Raw genomic sequence first — 14,543 nt, 5'->3', positions numbered from 1 at the left:
CTCAGTTGCCCAACGCGCATGGGCAACTGAGAGCGGATCAGCGGTGCGGCTGGGTGACTTCGGTCGGCAGCGTGCCGCCCATCACCACCTTCGAACCGTTCCACGAATAGGTGATCGTCGCGGGGCCGCCCTGGGGTGCGGCGAAGGGTTCGTCACCTGCGAGCCAGCGGTAGTCGACGGTGACCGCGTTGTTGCTCGACCCGACGACGGTCGTGAAGGCATACGGCTCGGAAGTACCTGTGCCCAGGTACTTTCCATTGCGGAAGAACAGCATGTGGATCGGCGCACCCGCGGAATTGCCGCCGATGGCGCGCACATACAACAGCTGACCACAGCTACCCGGTTGATCAGTGGAAGCCTGTCCGGCGACCCAGCTTCCCTCGAGGCTCGCGAGGGCGTTCTGCACACCGGTCGAGGCCGGGTCTATGCAGCGACCCGGCCCACTGATGTTGTCAGCGGGGGCGGGAGAGGTGGTGTCGGGAACCGGGATGATCGTGGGCGGCGGTGTGCCCGGCGCTGTTTCGGGCTCCGGCGCGGTGGTGGCGCCGGGCCGGGGTGCGGAGGTCTCCTCGGGCGCGGTAGACCCCGGTGCCTCGGGGCCCGGTGCGGGCGCGCGCGTTGTCGACGAGGCGACCGTCGCACGGGAAGTGGAAGTGGTTGTCCCTGAACCACTCTCGTCAGTGCAGCCTGCGACCAATGCCGCGGCGACGGCGATCAGCGCACCCATCCGAACTGCGTTCTTCATGGTTCCTCGATTCTGTGTCCCCTACGCGCTGTAGCGCGTATATGCAGACTTCATCGGGGCCCTTCACACGGTCGTTAGGCGATTCAACGAAATCCTCACCCTAGGGTGCGACATTCACACCTATATACCTAGATCTGCTAGGTTATGACATAGATCTTCTAGGTATAGGAGTCCGATGCGGATAGACAAAGACCTGGTGGCGGCCTCGGCGACGCCGCTGGTGCTCGGGATTCTGGCCGAGGGCGAGTCGTACGGGTACGCCATCCTCGAGCAGGTCAACCAGCTCTCGCGCGGGCGAATGCAGTGGACCGACGGGATGCTGTACCCGCTGCTGCACCGACTGGAACGGCTCGGGCACGTGTCGTCGACCTGGCGGGTGTCCGAGGGCGGACGTCGGCGCAAGCACTACTTGATCACCGATTCCGGCCGAGCCGCGCTCGCCGAACGACAAGCTCAGTGGAGCGTGGTCGCCGAGGCACTCGACCAGGTCTGGCGCAGCGCCACCGGACCGGTCGAGAAGGGATGGGCGTGATGGAGACCGAGTTGCAAGCCCATATCGATCAGTGGCGCGGGTACGTCCAGCGCCATCGTGCGATTTCGGTCGCCGATGTCGACGAGATGGAAGACCATCTGCGCGAACAGATCTCCACCCTGCAAGCCGGCGGCCTGTCCGGCGACGAGGCCTTTCTCGTCGCGGTGAAGCGGATGGGCAGTATGGACGCGATCTCGCGCGAGTTCGCGCTCGAGCATTCCGAAAGACTGTGGAAGCAGCTCGTTCTGGTGCCGGAGGAGTCCGAGGGCGGTGCGGGCAATCGAGAGCTGATGGTGGTTCTCGCCCTCGCCGTAGGAGCGGCGCTCACGGTAAAGGCGGGCTTCACCTGGCTGGACGGCCCTGCACTGGGCCGCAACCTCAGCCTGCTCGTATTGCCTTTCCTCGCCGGATATTTCGCGTGGAAGCGCCAGGTTTCCGCGCGGGTGGCCGCAGTGCTGCTCGTGCCGTTCGCACTCACCGCGCTGGTTCTGAACCTTTATCCGTTCGAGCCCGAAGGGGCGACCGAGATCATCGCCGCCATCCACGCGCCGATCCTGCTGTGGTTGGCGGTCGGCCTCGCCTACGCGGGCGGTGACTGGCGATCCGGGCGGCGGCGGATGGATTTCATCCGGTTCACCGGGGAATGGTTCGTCTACCTGACATTGCTGGCGCTCGGCGGCGGCGTGCTGATCGGACTGACGGTCGGCGCGTTCGGGACCCTCGACTTCGATATCGAGCCGGTGATCGAGGACTGGGTGCTGCCCTTCGGCATCGCGGGCGCGGTGATCGTCGCCGCCTGGCTGGTCGAGGCCAAACAGAACGTCGTGGAGAACATCGCGCCGGTGCTCACGAGGGTCTTCACGCCGCTTACCGTCGTCATGCTGTTCGCACTGCTCGCCGCCCTCGCGACCACCCACAGCCTGACCGCGATCGACCGCGACCTGCTCATCCTGATGGACCTGATCCTCGTGCTCGTCCTCGGCCTGCTCCTCTACACGATCTCCGCCCGCGACCCGCTGACCCCACCCGGCTTCTTCGACCGCCTGCAACTGCTCCTGGTGGTCACCGCACTGGTGGTCGACGTAGTGATGCTGGCCGCCATGCTCACCCGGATCGCCGAATTCGGTTCCACTCCGAACAAGGTGGTCGCGCTCGGGCTGAACGTGGTGCTGCTGGTGAACCTCGTCTGGTCGGGCCACCTCGGTTTCGGGTTCGTCCGCGGCACGAAGACCTTCGCCGCTCTCGAACGCTGGCAGACCGACTACCTGCCCGTGTACGGCGTGTGGGCGGCTGCCGCGATCGTCGCCATCCCGCCCTCGTTCGATTTCCGATGATCTGACAACACAGCGAAAACCGCTGGCGGGCCGTGACAGGATCATCAAGTGCTCTTGACGATCTCCACGACTCACTCACCGGCGACCGACCTCGGATACCTCGTGGTCAAACATCCCGACCGCGTGCAGTCGTTCACGACCACCGGCGGCACGGCCCACGTCTTCTATCCACAGGCCGATGTGGACCGCTGCACCGTGGCGTTGCTGCTGGAGGTCGACCCGGTGGAGCTGGCGCGACCGACCAAGGGACACAACGGGTCCGCACTCGGGCGCTATGTGAACGATCGGCCGTATGTGGCGTCGAGTCTGCTGTCGGTGGCGTTGGGCAAGGTGTTCCGGTCGGCGTTGAACGGCACGAGCCGGGACCGTAAAGAGTTGGCGGAGCAGGCGATTCCATTGGAGATCGAGGTGCCCGCCGTACCGTGCCGGGGCGGGACCGAGATCGTCGAGAGGCTGTTCGCGCCGCTGGGCTGGACGGTGTCGACCACGTCGGTGCCGCTCGATCCGGAGTTCCCGGAATGGGGCCCTTCGCCCTACACCCGCCTCCGCTTGACCGGAACGCTGCGGCTGGCAGAGGCACTGAACCACCTCTACGTCCTGTTGCCGGTGCTCGACGACGCCAAGCACTACTGGGTGGATGCCGACGAGGTCGACAAGCTGTTGCGCGCGGGCGAGGGCTGGCTCGGTGGCCACCCCGACCGCGAATTGATCGCGCGACGCTACCTGGCCGGGCGACGGACACTGATGCTGTCGGCGCTGGAACGTCTGCGCTCGGTGGACGAGGTGGTCGACGATGCCGAGATCCCCGAGGACGCGGTCGAACGCGTCGAAGCCACCGAACGCCGCACGCCGCTGGTGAAGCTCCGCAAGGAAGCGGTACTCGCCGCACTGGCCGAGACCGGCGCATCGCGTGTTCTCGATCTCGGGTGTGGCCCGGGCGCTCTGCTTCTCGCGCTGCAAGCCGAGGCCCGGTTCACCGAAATCGTGGGCGCCGATGTCTCCAGCGCGGCGTTGACGATGGCGGAGCGGCGCTTGAAGTTCGATCGGATGTCGGATCGGCAGCGGGCCAGGATCACGCTGATCCAGTCGGCGCTGACCTACCACGACAACCGGCTGCAGGGTTTCGACGCGGCGGTGCTCATGGAGGTGATCGAACACGTCGACGAGTCCCGGTTGCCCGCGCTCGAGCGCGCCGTCTTCGAACACGCCGCACCCGGCGCGGTGATCGTGACGACGCCGAACGTGGAATACAACGTGCACTACGAAACCCTCGACGGCCACCGCCACGACGATCACCGATTCGAGTGGACCCGTGCGGAATTCGCCGCATGGAGCGCCCGCGTCGCCGAGACGTTCGGCTACACCGTCGACATCCGCCCGGTCGGCGACCACGACCCGCAGACCGGCTCCCCCACCCAGCTCGCGCTCTTCCGGAAGGGCGCTGTGACATCGGCGCCTTCACTCGGCCCTGCGTGGTCACGCTCCGCTACCGCCTCCGGGCCTGAACGTGAAGGCGCGTAATGAACATCGACCTCCCCGAGCTGTCGCTCATCGCCCTCGTCGGCATCTCCGGCTCCGGCAAATCCACCTTCGCCCGTGAGCACTTCAAGCCCACCGAGGTGCTGTCGTCGGACTTCTTCCGCGGTTTGGTCGCCGACGACGAGAACGACCAGTCCGCGACGAAGGACGCCTTCGACGCGCTCGGTCACATCGCCGGAATCCGGCTGCGCGCCGGTCGGCTGGTCGTCATCGACGCGACCAATGTGCAGAAGCACGCGCGGGCCGAATTGGTCGCTTTGGCACGGTCTTTCGATGTGCTGCCGGTCGCGATCGTGATCGATACACCCGAGGCTGTCGCGTGGGAGCGTACTCAGGGCCGCACCGATCGCGACTTCGGGCGCAATGTGCTCAAGCGGCAGAGTCAGGACCTACGGCGTTCGCTGCGCGAGCTCGGCCGCGAGGGTTTTCGCAAGGTGCACGTCGTCAGCGATCCCTCCGATGTGGCGATCACCTACGAGAAGGCATGGAACGACCGGCGTGAACTCACGGGGCCGTTCGACATCATCGGCGATGTGCACGGCTGCCGGGCCGAATTGGAAACGCTGCTGGGCGAACTCGGGTGGACGCTGGTTCGCGACGAGGCGGGCCGTCCGGTCGATGCCACACATCCGGAGGGGCGTCAGGCGGTGTTCGTCGGTGACCTCGTCGACCGTGGGCCGGATTCACCGGGCGTGCTGCGATTGGTGATGGGGATGACCGCCAGCGGCAACGCCCTGTGCGTGCCGGGCAATCACGAGCAGAAGCTGCTCAAGAAGTTGCGTGGCAAGAACGTCACGGTGTCGCACGGCCTCGCGGAGACGCTCGAGCAATTGGAAGGCGAGACAACGGAATTCATTGATTCCGCGGCGCAGTGGATCCATGCCCTCGTGAGCCACCTGCGACTGGACGGTGGGCGGCTCGTCGTCGCGCACGCCGGACTGAAGGAGGCCTACCACGGTCGCGCGTCCGGGCGGGTTCGCGACTTCTGCCTGTACGGCGAATCCACCGGGGAGACAGACGAATACGGCTTGCCCGTGCGCTATCCGTGGGCGCGGGACTATCGCGGTGCGGCGACGGTCGTCTACGGGCACGTGCCGACGCCGAAGGTGGAGTGGATCAACAACACCGTCTGCCTCGACACCGGCGCGGTATTCGGCGGCGAGCTGACGGCGATGCGCTACCCCGAGAAGACGTTCGTCGCGGTGCAGGCCGAGCGGATGTACTACGAGCCGATCCGTCCGCTCGCCGATGTGGAATCCGCGCGCGACAACGAGACTCTCGACCTCGCCGACGTCACCGGACGCAGGCACATCCGCACCGATCACGGCACAGTGATCGTCGATGCCGAGAACTCGGCGGCCGCGCTCGAGGTGATGAGCCGCTTCGCGATCGACCCTCGGCTGCTGCTGTGGTTGCCGCCGACCATGTCCCCGCCGTCGACCTCGACTGTCGAGGGCTATCTCGAATATCCCACGGAGGCGTTCGCCGACTATCGCGCGGCGGGTGTGGACAAGGTGGTGTGCGAGGAGAAGCACATGGGGTCGCGGGCAGTGGTGCTCGTGTGCCGTGACGGGGCAGCGGCTCGGTTCGGGGTCGGGGGCTCCGGTGCGATCTACACCCGCACCGGGCGGTCGTTCTTCAACGATTCTGTCCTGACCGAAACGCTCCTCGACCGCGTACGAGCCGCCGCCGCAACACTTTTCGACGAACTCGATTCGGACTGGCTGCTCCTGGACTGCGAACTGCTGCCCTGGTCGGCCAAGGCGGCCGGACTGATCCGCACCCAGTACGCGGCCGCCGGTGCGGCCGCGCGGTCCGCACTTCCGTCCGCCGTCGCGGCACTCGACGCCGGTCTGTCCCGTGGGCTCGACCTCGGCGCACTGCGTGAGCGCACCGCCGCCCGCGCCGAGAACGCGGTCAAGTTCACCACCGCGTACCGTCAATACTGCTGGCCGACAACCGGACTCGACGGTATTCACATCGCGCCGTTCGCCCTGCTAGCCTCCGAAGGCGCCACCTACGCCGACCGCGACCACGTCTGGCACCTCGACATCAGCGACCGATTGGTAGCGGCCGACCCCGCGACCTTCCGGCCCACCGGCCGTCGAATCGTCGATCTGTCCGACCCCGCCGCCGAAGCCGAAGCCACCGCCTGGTGGCTCGAGATGACCGCGGCAGGCGGCGAAGGAATGGTCATCAAGCCCTATGCCGGTCTCGCCCACCGCGCCAAAGGCAAACTCGCCCAACCGGGTATCAAGTGCCGAGGCCGCGAATACCTGCGCATCATCTACGGCCCCGACTACACCACCCCGGACCACCTCGCCCGCCTCCGCGACCGCACCCTCAGCCGCAAACGCACCCTCGCCCTCCGCGAACACACCCTCGGCCTGGCTGCCCTGGACGCCATCGCCACCGGCGAGCCGTTGTGGCGAGTCCACGAGTTGGTTTTCGCGATCCTCGCCATGGAATCCGTGCCGACGGACCCACGACTGTGAGGATCTCCGCGTCAACTAGTGTCGGTCCCGGCATAGGCCTAGTCGTGCTCGTTAGAACTGTTGAGAGAATAGAGAATTGACTCAGCTCGCCCCGTTTCCCTTGCCCTTTCGTGTCGCTTACCTGGTTGCTGTCGCGCCGGTCCGGACGGTGCGCGAGTTGGAGATGATGCGATTGAGCGCCGCAATCCGGGCGAAATCGCAGTGGCATCGAAAGATCGACGACTCCGACATCGTCGCCCGATGGACTCGAGAAGCGGCCGAGCTCGGACTGACGCAAGCCCAAATCCGCTATGTGCTCGATGAACTCGTGTACTACGCCGAGCTGCGCGACGAGAAGACCGGGATCGAGGTGTCCGTTGTCGATGGGGTGTGGCAGTCGGACATGCTGATCGACGAGGCGTTGTGTGGTCGACTAGGCGAGGCGGCGCGGGTATTGGAGGATGTCCCCGCGGCCGAACAGGATTGGCATCCCGGTTCGAACGGTCAGGTACGTAATCTCGTCCATCCCTCGTTGTATTGCCTGGTACGCGGCGTCAGTCGTCCCGCCGACGCACCATGGCCCAGCCCGGCGACCAACGACGCCAAGTACGCGTATTCGCAGAAGTTCCAGTGGCTGCCCACCGACGTCGACGTCACCGACGGCGGCGACGTTGCCTTCCGTTCCTACGTCAACAACGTCGACCCGGTTCGCCATCACGCACTCGAGGCCGTACTGCCGGATCTCTTCGCCCGCATGCTCCCGCTGCTGGCGAATGTACTCACCGACCTTCGGCAACCACGACCTGTGCGGATCGACGTCAACCCGTTCACCTGGTACGACGACAGCGAACCCACCGAGCCGACCCGTGCGAGCGACGAAGCCGAAGAGGCCTACGAAGAGGCCTGGAACCACTGGTGGGAAAACCGCCGACCGGCCATTCCCGACGCCCCCGTCTTCGAACCGCCGACGCCCACCGACGACACCGTCCGAGTCGACCTCAACGGCCGCCGGCTACAGGTCATCGTCAAACTCGCCAACATTCACCTCACACCCGAGAATCCGGAATACCCGGGCGGTTCGTGGCACGTCGAAGCAATGCTCAACGAGCGCATCGTCGCCACCGGAATCTACTACTGGGACAACGAGAACATCACCGACAGCGTGCTCGGTTTCCGCGCCGCCGTCGACGACCCGGAGTACCAGCAGAACGACGAGACCGGGATGCGCGAGGTCTTCGGTCTCACCGACGAAGACATCCTCAATCAGGACTTGGGATCAGTCCAGGCCACAGCAGGTCGCTGCATGGCCTTCCCGAACATCCTCCAACATCGCGTCGCCCCGTTCCGACTCCACGACCCGACCCGAAACGGCCACCGCAAAATCCTGGCCTTCTTCCTGGTCGACCCGTCGATCACCATCGTCTCGACCTCCGACATCCCGCCCCAACAACCGTGGTCACCCACGTCGACGATGACGGCAGCCCAGGCCGAGGACTTCCGCGAAGAACTGATGCGAGAGCGAAAGTTCTTCGTCGACGAACACAACGACGAGCTGTACGAACGAGAGTTCTCCCTCTGCGAGCATTGACAGATTCTTTGCCCGAATCACCAGTCGTAGTATGAGACCACCGAGGGTTGGCCGGTATAGCCGGGGCCCGCCGTCGGGTCGGCTCCGAGGTAGGTGGCGGAGAACTCAGGGCGGCCGTGGCCGTGGATTCGGTGGCGGTTGTAGGTCAGGCCTGCCGCTCGCAGGGTTTCGATGACGGCCTCGGCTGCCGGTGAGTCGTTGCGGCGGCGGATTTCGGCTGGGACGTCGACCTACGTGACCCGAGCCGTGGGGTCGGCGCGCAGGCGTTCGGCGAGTACCTCGTAGGGGTCGAAACCGAGTTCTCGGGTGTAGCTGTTGACGCCGGACAGTCCCCGGCCGCGATTCATCGCGTTGTTCGCGACTACCGAGGACTGTTCCAGCGTCAGATTGTCGAGCAGCACGGGATCTGTTGGCACCACACTATTATCGCTGCCGCGCAGGTCACGCGGTACTTATCGGCGCCAGAAGAAATGGTGTACCACTCCACTGGGGCTGGGGATCTGCTCGTGGTGGAAGCGGTCGTCGTATTCGTTCGAGCTTTCCCACAGTCGTTCGCCCGCAACGATTTCCACCGGCGCGACGGCGATATGCATCGCGTCGATGAGATCGGCGGCGAGGAACTCGCGGACCGTGGCGACGCCGCCGCCGATACGAACGTCCTTGCCGTCGGCGGCGTCGAGAGCCTGGGCCAGTGCGTCCTTCGGGGTGGCGTCGATGAAGTGGAAAGTGGTGTCGGCCAAAGTGAATGACGGACGCTCGTGGTGGGTGAGGACGAACACCGGGGTGCGGAACGGCGGGTTATCGCCCCACCAGCCCTGCCAGTCGTAGTTCTCCCACGGGCCACGGAATGGCCCGAACTTGTTGCGGCCCATGATTTCCGCGCCGATGTTGAAGGCGAAGTCGCGAGTGATGTAGTCGTCGAGGCCGTAGGTGCCGCCGGGATCGGTGCGGTTGGGCCAGTGCGCGGTGGCGCCCGCCCAGGACATGAAGTCAGCGGGGTCAGCGTGACCGAAGGGACGATCGAGACTCTGCCCCTCCCCCGCACCGTACCCGTCGCTGGAAATGCTGAAGTTCTGAACGCGAACCATCTGAGCCATCGAGGTGCCCTTTCTGATTGCAATACGCAAGCAGTGACGAACGTATCCTAGACTGATCCTATGCCGCAACCAGTTGCCCAAGATAAATTGCCCGTACCGCCGGGCAAGTCGGGCTGCCCGATCAATCTGACGGTCGAGCTGCTCGGCGACCGCTGGAGCCTGATCATCGTGCGCGACATCATGTTCGGCGGACAGACACACTTCCGGGAGCTACTCACCGGGTCCGTCGAGGGCATCGCCTCGAATATCCTGGCCGCACGCCTGACTAAACTCGTCGCCGCGGGCCTGCTCACGCGCGACGATGACCCGAGCCACCGCCAGAAGGTCGAATATCACCTCACCGAGGCCGCGATTCAGCTCGTTCCGGTGCTGGCCGCACTGGGCGCGTGGGGCGCGCGATGGTTGCACACGACGCCGGAGCTGACCGTGCGCGCGGAGTTGCTCGCTGCGGGCGGTGCCCCGATGTGGGACCGATTCATGGATGAACTGCGCGCCACCCACCTGCGTGGTGCGCCGCTTCCCGATGACGGGGTGCTCGCCGAACTCACCGCCGCCTACAACGAGGCGGTCGGTCAGTAGGCGCTACCGCACAGTCTGGCGGCCGACCTCGTTCAGGTGGGCCATCGCCTGGCGATAGGACTCGAACAGGCCGGTCTCGCAGTAGGGAACGTCGATCTCGGCGCAGAACTGGGCGACCATCGGCTGAGCGAGGCGCAGGTTGGCACGGGGCATCGACGGAAACAGGTGGTGCTCGATCTGGTAGTTCAGGCCGCCCATCGCGGTGTCGACGAGGAAGCTACCGCGCACATTGCGTGAGGTGAGCACCTGCCTGCGTAGGAAGTCGGTGTTGTCGCCTTCGGGCAGAACTTCCATGCCCTTGTGGTTCGGGGCGAAGGTGGAGCCCATGTACAGACCGAACAGGCCCTGCTGAACCGCGATGAACACCAACGCTTTGCCCGGCGACAGCACCAGGAACGCCGCAGAGAGCACACCGATGAAGTGGGCGGCGAGCAGCACGCCCTCCCAGATGCGGTTCGGGATCGGCCAGCGGAACACCGCGACGATGCTCTTCCAGTGCAGGCTGCCGCCTTCGAGCAGCAGCAGCGGGAAGAACAGCCACGCCTGGTAGCGGAAAATGAAGCGCCGCCAACCCTTTCCGGCCCGCGCGCGGTCACCGGAGAACGCGAGCACACCCATCGCGTCCGGGTCCATGCCCTCGGTATTGGGGTGGGCGTGATGCCGGTTGTGGTTGCTGGTCCACCACCCGATGCTCAGCCCGATCGCGAGATTTCCCGCGATCAGACCGTACAGATAGTTGGCCCGGCGCCCGGCGAAGATCTGCTTGTGCCCCGCATCGTGGCCGAGGAACGCGAGCTGCGAGAACACCGCGGCCAGGAACACCCCGACCACCAGCGTCCACCACGAGTCACCGATGGCGAAAAACGCCGCCCAACCAGCAATGAAAGCCACCGCGGTCAGCGCGCTCTTCCACCCGTAGTACCCCACTCGCCGGTCGAGCAGGTCCGCCTCCCGGACACGGCGCAACAGGACCGAGTACTCACTGCCACGCACGGGGACGACATCAGACGCGATAACCACAGGACAAGCATGGCGCATGCAGGCCACGGCTGGGTGAACGGGTTGCAGATCCGCGATATCCACCTCTGGGTGGTCGCGGAGCGTGGCGGGAGTTCGCTACCGTCGAGCCGACGAGGGGAGTCCCATGTCCGCTGAACAGTTCGTCGCGAACTTCATCGATTTCTGGGATCGGCCGTCCGTGGACCGTATCCCCGAGATTCTGCATCCGGACGTGGTGCTGACCCAACCGTTGTCCCCACCGATGCACGGAATCGAAGCGGCACAAAAAGAATTTGCCCAGATCTGGCGATTTCTCCCCGACTTGCGGGCGCACGTCGACCGGTGGCGCGGCGACGACGATGTGGTCTTCATCGAGTTCCGACTGCTGGCGCACGTGGGACGCCACCGCATCGAATGGCCGAACGTCGACCGCATGATCCTTCGCGACGGCAAGGCGATCCAGCGAATGAACTACTTCGATCCCCTCCCCGTGCTCCCGATCGTGCTGAAGCATCCGTCGTTATGGCGGCGCTGGTTGGTATCGGGTGCGGCGCGTCCTTGGCGGAGCGGCCATCGGATCGACGACTACCGAACCCTCACTGACGGTCTGTGACGACCTGACCGCGGTATATGCCGTGGTCTGCATGGCTCGGCAACTCCGATCTGACCGAGCCGGGCGATATTCTTCGTTGTCCACCGAGTGCTGCGCCTCTTGGTCGCGGCGAACGATCAGGCATCGAAAACAGCGGCCGAACCGGCAGCGAAAGGGTCCGAGGTGAACGGCGATTCGTTGAACGAGGGAATGCCGGGTTCCGAGCGCGGCGCGACGGCCCTTATACGTAGGCGCGTCTCGAGGCTGTCGACACCGCTTCGCGTTGCGATCGGGATCGCGGCCGTCGCGGTGGGTGCGCTGCTGGTCCTCGTCCCGATGCGGGTGCAGACCGTCGCCCTCGTCACCGGCATCGGCTTCGCGCTCGTGGGGATCGCCGCCGCATTGATCCCCCACGCCGCGGAGGGTGAGGAGCCGAGGCCGGGCGCCGTTCCATTCCACGCGCGGGTGCTCGGTGGCGTTCTTGTCGTGCTCGGCGTGGCGATGGCGGTCTGGCCGAGTGTCGGCGCACCGGGACTCGCCTTCCTTATCGGTGCGGCGCTCATCGTGCACGGGCTGCTCGCCGTATGGCAGGTGGTGCGCGGTGACGGAGCGGGCGAAGCGGCTCGTCCCGGCGGTATCGATCGGCGGATCACCGCGGGGCTCACCGCGGTCGCGAGTATCACCGTCGGCGTGGTCGCGTTCTCCTGGCCGGTTCTCACCGTCGTGGTTTTCCGGTTCGGGCTCGCGGCGTGGTTCGTATTCCTCGGATTGCAGTTGCTCTTCACCGCGCTTCTCGGGTTCCGAGCGCACTCCGACGCGCACCGACACCGGCGCGGCTGGACCCGCACCGTCGCCGCCGCTTCTGCGCTCGCGATGGCGTTGCTGCTCGCCTACGGCAGCGTTCGTCTTCTCTCAGGCGTGCCGCTGCCCGAACCCGGCCCGTTCTATACGGCGCCGGCGAATTCGCCTACCGAACCGGGCCGACTGCTGCGTACCGAGCCGCTCGACGAAGGCGTTCCCGACGGTGCGCGCGGATGGCGAATCCTCTATACGACAACGCATCCCGATGGCACGGCTGCCGTGTCCAGTGGCACGATCCTCGCCCCGGAGAACCCGTCGGCCGATCCGTATCCGCTGCTGACCGTCGCCCACGGCACCACCGGGATCGAGCCGAAGTGCGCACCGTCGCTCGCCGCGGCACCGTTCGACGACGGCGCCGGAACCGCACTCCGGGAGATGGTGACCCAGCACGGCTGGGTCGCGGTGACCTCGGATTACCTCGGGCTCGGGACGCAGGGCACCCACCCGTACCTCGTCGGGGAGGCCGAGGCGCGCAACGTGCTCGACGCCTCGCGGGCGGCGCAGGAGTTCGACGAGATCTCGACGACCACCGACACCGTGGTGTGGGGGCACTCGCAGGGCGGCCAGGCGGCGCTGTGGACCGGGCAGATCGCGCGTAGTTACGCCCCCGAGTTGGACGTGAAAGGCGTCGCCGCGTTCGCCCCCGCCGCCGACCTCTTCGGCCTCGCGGAGGCCGACAAGACCGAGGTCGGAGGCAAGACCATCTCCGCATATATCGCGAGCACCTGGAATCGCCTCTACCCCGAACTGCAGCTGCGCGAGCACCTGACCCCGGGTTCGGAGCGCGGGGTCGAGAAGATCCGAAACCTGTGCTTCAACGGCAAAGACGCCCTTTCCGCTATCCTGCGCGGCTCGCAGATACCGAATCAGGTCTTCCCGGATAGCCTGCTCGAGGGCGAATTCGGCACGAAGCTGAAGCGCCAGACTCCCGTCGGCCCCTTCCCCTCCCCGGTACTGGTAGCGCAGGGACTCGCCGACCCACTCGTCAAGCCCGCGCTGCAACAGAATTGGATCGATGCGCGCTGTACAGCGGGCGAACCGATCGACTACCGCACCTTCCCCGGCCTCAGCCACATGAGCCTCGTCGCGGCCGACTCACCGCTGACCCCACAGATCATCCAGTGGACGCTCGACCGCTGGAGCGGCGCCGCCCCGACCCCGACCTGCAACGCCGGATAATTCACAGCGCGAGAGTAATGAAAACGACAAAATACCCGGCTCGCAAGCCGGACCTCTTGTTCTCGGGCGGAGCTATGGGGGACTCGAACCCCTGACCCCCACATAGAGCGTCATAAGCTCATCCGGCTGGCGAGGATCGAAGTTCAGCGTCCGCACCAACGATCTCCTCCGATACGCGACAGATGTGCCCAGATCGACCCGGCGCCAGTTGCAGCGAATCAGGTTCAGCAACAAGGGATTACACTCCGCGTTGCGAACACTTCGGCCAGGACCGGGCAGTACGGCTTCTACTCGGGGCCGCGTCGAGGGACCCCACGCCAGGCATCTAACCCCCAATGACCAGTAGTCAGAACGTCAAATTCCACTGACGACACCGCAGCGTCCCTATCCACTACGACTGAGATGGGCAACGATGCCAAAAGGGGCCCTGATCAGGGGAACAAGAGGCCGTCGCCAATGCCGCTCAGATCCGCGGGCAGTCATCCATCGGTAGCACCAGACACAATCTCGGCGACGAAAGCGCGCGGTTACCGGGGGCCAGCTCAAGTCTCCACCGGGACGGGTCGACGGACGTGATAACAGAATTCGAATCCCTGGCTCCTGCTCAGCAGCTCGGCATCTCATGGTCCCGCTGGGCGGAACCTACAGTTTGCAGTCGGCTTCGATCCTCAACTGACCGCGCGCAAATCGCAGGTCGTCCCCGGTCCCATCTTGGATGTGCCCCGCCGAGGGCACCAGAACTTCTCAGTCAGGCATTGCCGAGTAGGTCACCACGAGTGGGGCGTGATCGGAGAGCCGCTCAGCGGGTGACGGCTCCTTGTCGACGACAACAGACGTGGCGCGGCGGGCGAGACCGGGTGTCGCGAGTTGGTGGTCCACTCGCCAACCCACATCCTTGGTGTCAACGGCCATTCGTAAGTCCCCGCTGGTGGCCAACGGGAAGTCCCCACCCCCAGGCGGGGGTGGGGTGCTCAGATCAGGGGCGCTCACCTGCTTTCGTGCGGTGTTTCATCCGGTAGGAATC

At 65.6% G+C, this 14,543-nt stretch carries 12 protein-coding genes and 1 pseudogene; 8 read left to right on the top strand and 5 right to left on the bottom strand.

What is annotated here, in order from left to right; all coding sequences use genetic code 11:
• Positions 1-37 precede the first annotated feature (37 nt).
• Entirely contained in the window at positions 38-745 is a 708-nt protein-coding gene (locus tag IBJ82_RS00065; RefSeq protein ID WP_194823940.1) for an LppP/LprE family lipoprotein, read from the bottom strand.
• A 175-nt stretch (positions 746-920) separates the two neighbouring features.
• On the opposite strand from IBJ82_RS00065, the gene IBJ82_RS00060 reads away from it, so the two are divergent.
• From IBJ82_RS00060 to IBJ82_RS00040, 5 genes are all read left to right on the top strand, one after another.
• A complete protein-coding gene (locus tag IBJ82_RS00060) occupies positions 921-1,277 on the top strand; it encodes a PadR family transcriptional regulator (protein ID WP_194823939.1) in 357 nt (118 codons plus the stop codon).
• Positions 1,268-2,611: a permease prefix domain 1-containing protein gene (locus tag IBJ82_RS00055; RefSeq protein ID WP_194823938.1), complete on the top strand. Its 1,344-nt coding sequence runs from the start codon at positions 1,268-1,270 to the stop codon at positions 2,609-2,611. Before IBJ82_RS00060 ends, IBJ82_RS00055 begins: the two co-directional genes overlap by 10 nt.
• A gap of 48 nt (positions 2,612-2,659) precedes the next feature.
• Entirely contained in the window at positions 2,660-4,132 is a 1,473-nt protein-coding gene (locus IBJ82_RS00050; protein ID WP_194823937.1) for a 3' terminal RNA ribose 2'-O-methyltransferase Hen1, read from the top strand.
• A complete protein-coding gene (locus IBJ82_RS00045; protein WP_194823936.1) occupies positions 4,132-6,645 on the top strand; it encodes a polynucleotide kinase-phosphatase in 2,514 nt (837 codons plus the stop codon). Before IBJ82_RS00050 ends, IBJ82_RS00045 begins: the two co-directional genes overlap by 1 nt.
• 76 nt (positions 6,646-6,721) lie before the next feature.
• A complete protein-coding gene (locus IBJ82_RS00040) occupies positions 6,722-8,212 on the top strand; it encodes a DUF4246 domain-containing protein (protein WP_194823935.1) in 1,491 nt (496 codons plus the stop codon).
• 230 nt (positions 8,213-8,442) lie between these two features.
• On the opposite strand, the gene IBJ82_RS34405 is transcribed toward IBJ82_RS00040, so the two are convergent.
• Both IBJ82_RS34405 and IBJ82_RS00030 read right to left on the bottom strand, forming a co-directional pair.
• Positions 8,443-8,628 carry a hypothetical protein gene (locus IBJ82_RS34405; protein WP_228536367.1) on the bottom strand — a complete coding sequence of 62 codons (186 nt, stop codon included), beginning with the start codon at positions 8,626-8,628 and terminating at the stop codon, positions 8,443-8,445.
• Between the two features lie 36 nt (positions 8,629-8,664).
• Positions 8,665-9,309 (bottom strand): dihydrofolate reductase family protein, encoded by a 645-nt coding sequence (locus IBJ82_RS00030; RefSeq protein ID WP_194823934.1) that lies wholly within the window; start codon positions 9,307-9,309, stop codon positions 8,665-8,667.
• A gap of 60 nt (positions 9,310-9,369) precedes the next feature.
• Between IBJ82_RS00030 and IBJ82_RS00025 the strand changes: the two genes are divergently transcribed.
• The gene (locus tag IBJ82_RS00025) at positions 9,370-9,888 is read left to right on the top strand and encodes a helix-turn-helix domain-containing protein (RefSeq protein ID WP_194823933.1); all 519 of its coding nucleotides are present in this window, start codon (positions 9,370-9,372) and stop codon (positions 9,886-9,888) included.
• 3 nt (positions 9,889-9,891) lie between these two features.
• On the opposite strand, the gene IBJ82_RS00020 is transcribed toward IBJ82_RS00025, so the two are convergent.
• The gene (locus IBJ82_RS00020; RefSeq protein ID WP_370585070.1) at positions 9,892-10,908 is read right to left on the bottom strand and encodes a fatty acid desaturase; all 1,017 of its coding nucleotides are present in this window, start codon (positions 10,906-10,908) and stop codon (positions 9,892-9,894) included.
• A gap of 124 nt (positions 10,909-11,032) precedes the next feature.
• Here IBJ82_RS00020 and IBJ82_RS00015 point away from each other — a divergent pair, with 124 nt between their 5' ends.
• Positions 11,033-11,500 carry a nuclear transport factor 2 family protein gene (locus tag IBJ82_RS00015; protein ID WP_194823932.1) on the top strand — a complete coding sequence of 156 codons (468 nt, stop codon included), beginning with the start codon at positions 11,033-11,035 and terminating at the stop codon, positions 11,498-11,500.
• Between the two features lie 288 nt (positions 11,501-11,788).
• On the top strand, positions 11,789-13,519 hold the full coding sequence (locus IBJ82_RS00010; protein ID WP_370585069.1) for a lipase family protein: 1,731 nt from the start codon (positions 11,789-11,791) through the stop codon (positions 13,517-13,519).
• Positions 13,520-14,263: 744 nt separating this feature from the next.
• Here the strand turns inward: IBJ82_RS00010 and IBJ82_RS00005 are convergent.
• A pseudogene (locus tag IBJ82_RS00005) lies at positions 14,264-14,416 on the bottom strand (exodeoxyribonuclease III); the annotation flags it as partial.
• Positions 14,417-14,543: the final 127 nt, after the last annotated feature.

The sequence above is a fragment of the Nocardia sp. XZ_19_231 genome (assembly GCF_015355705.1).
GTDB classification, from domain to species: Bacteria; Actinomycetota; Actinomycetes; order Mycobacteriales; family Mycobacteriaceae; genus Nocardia; species Nocardia salmonicida.
The sequence above is the reverse complement of the archived record's forward strand: the minus strand, read 5'-3'. Positions and strand labels throughout refer to the sequence as shown.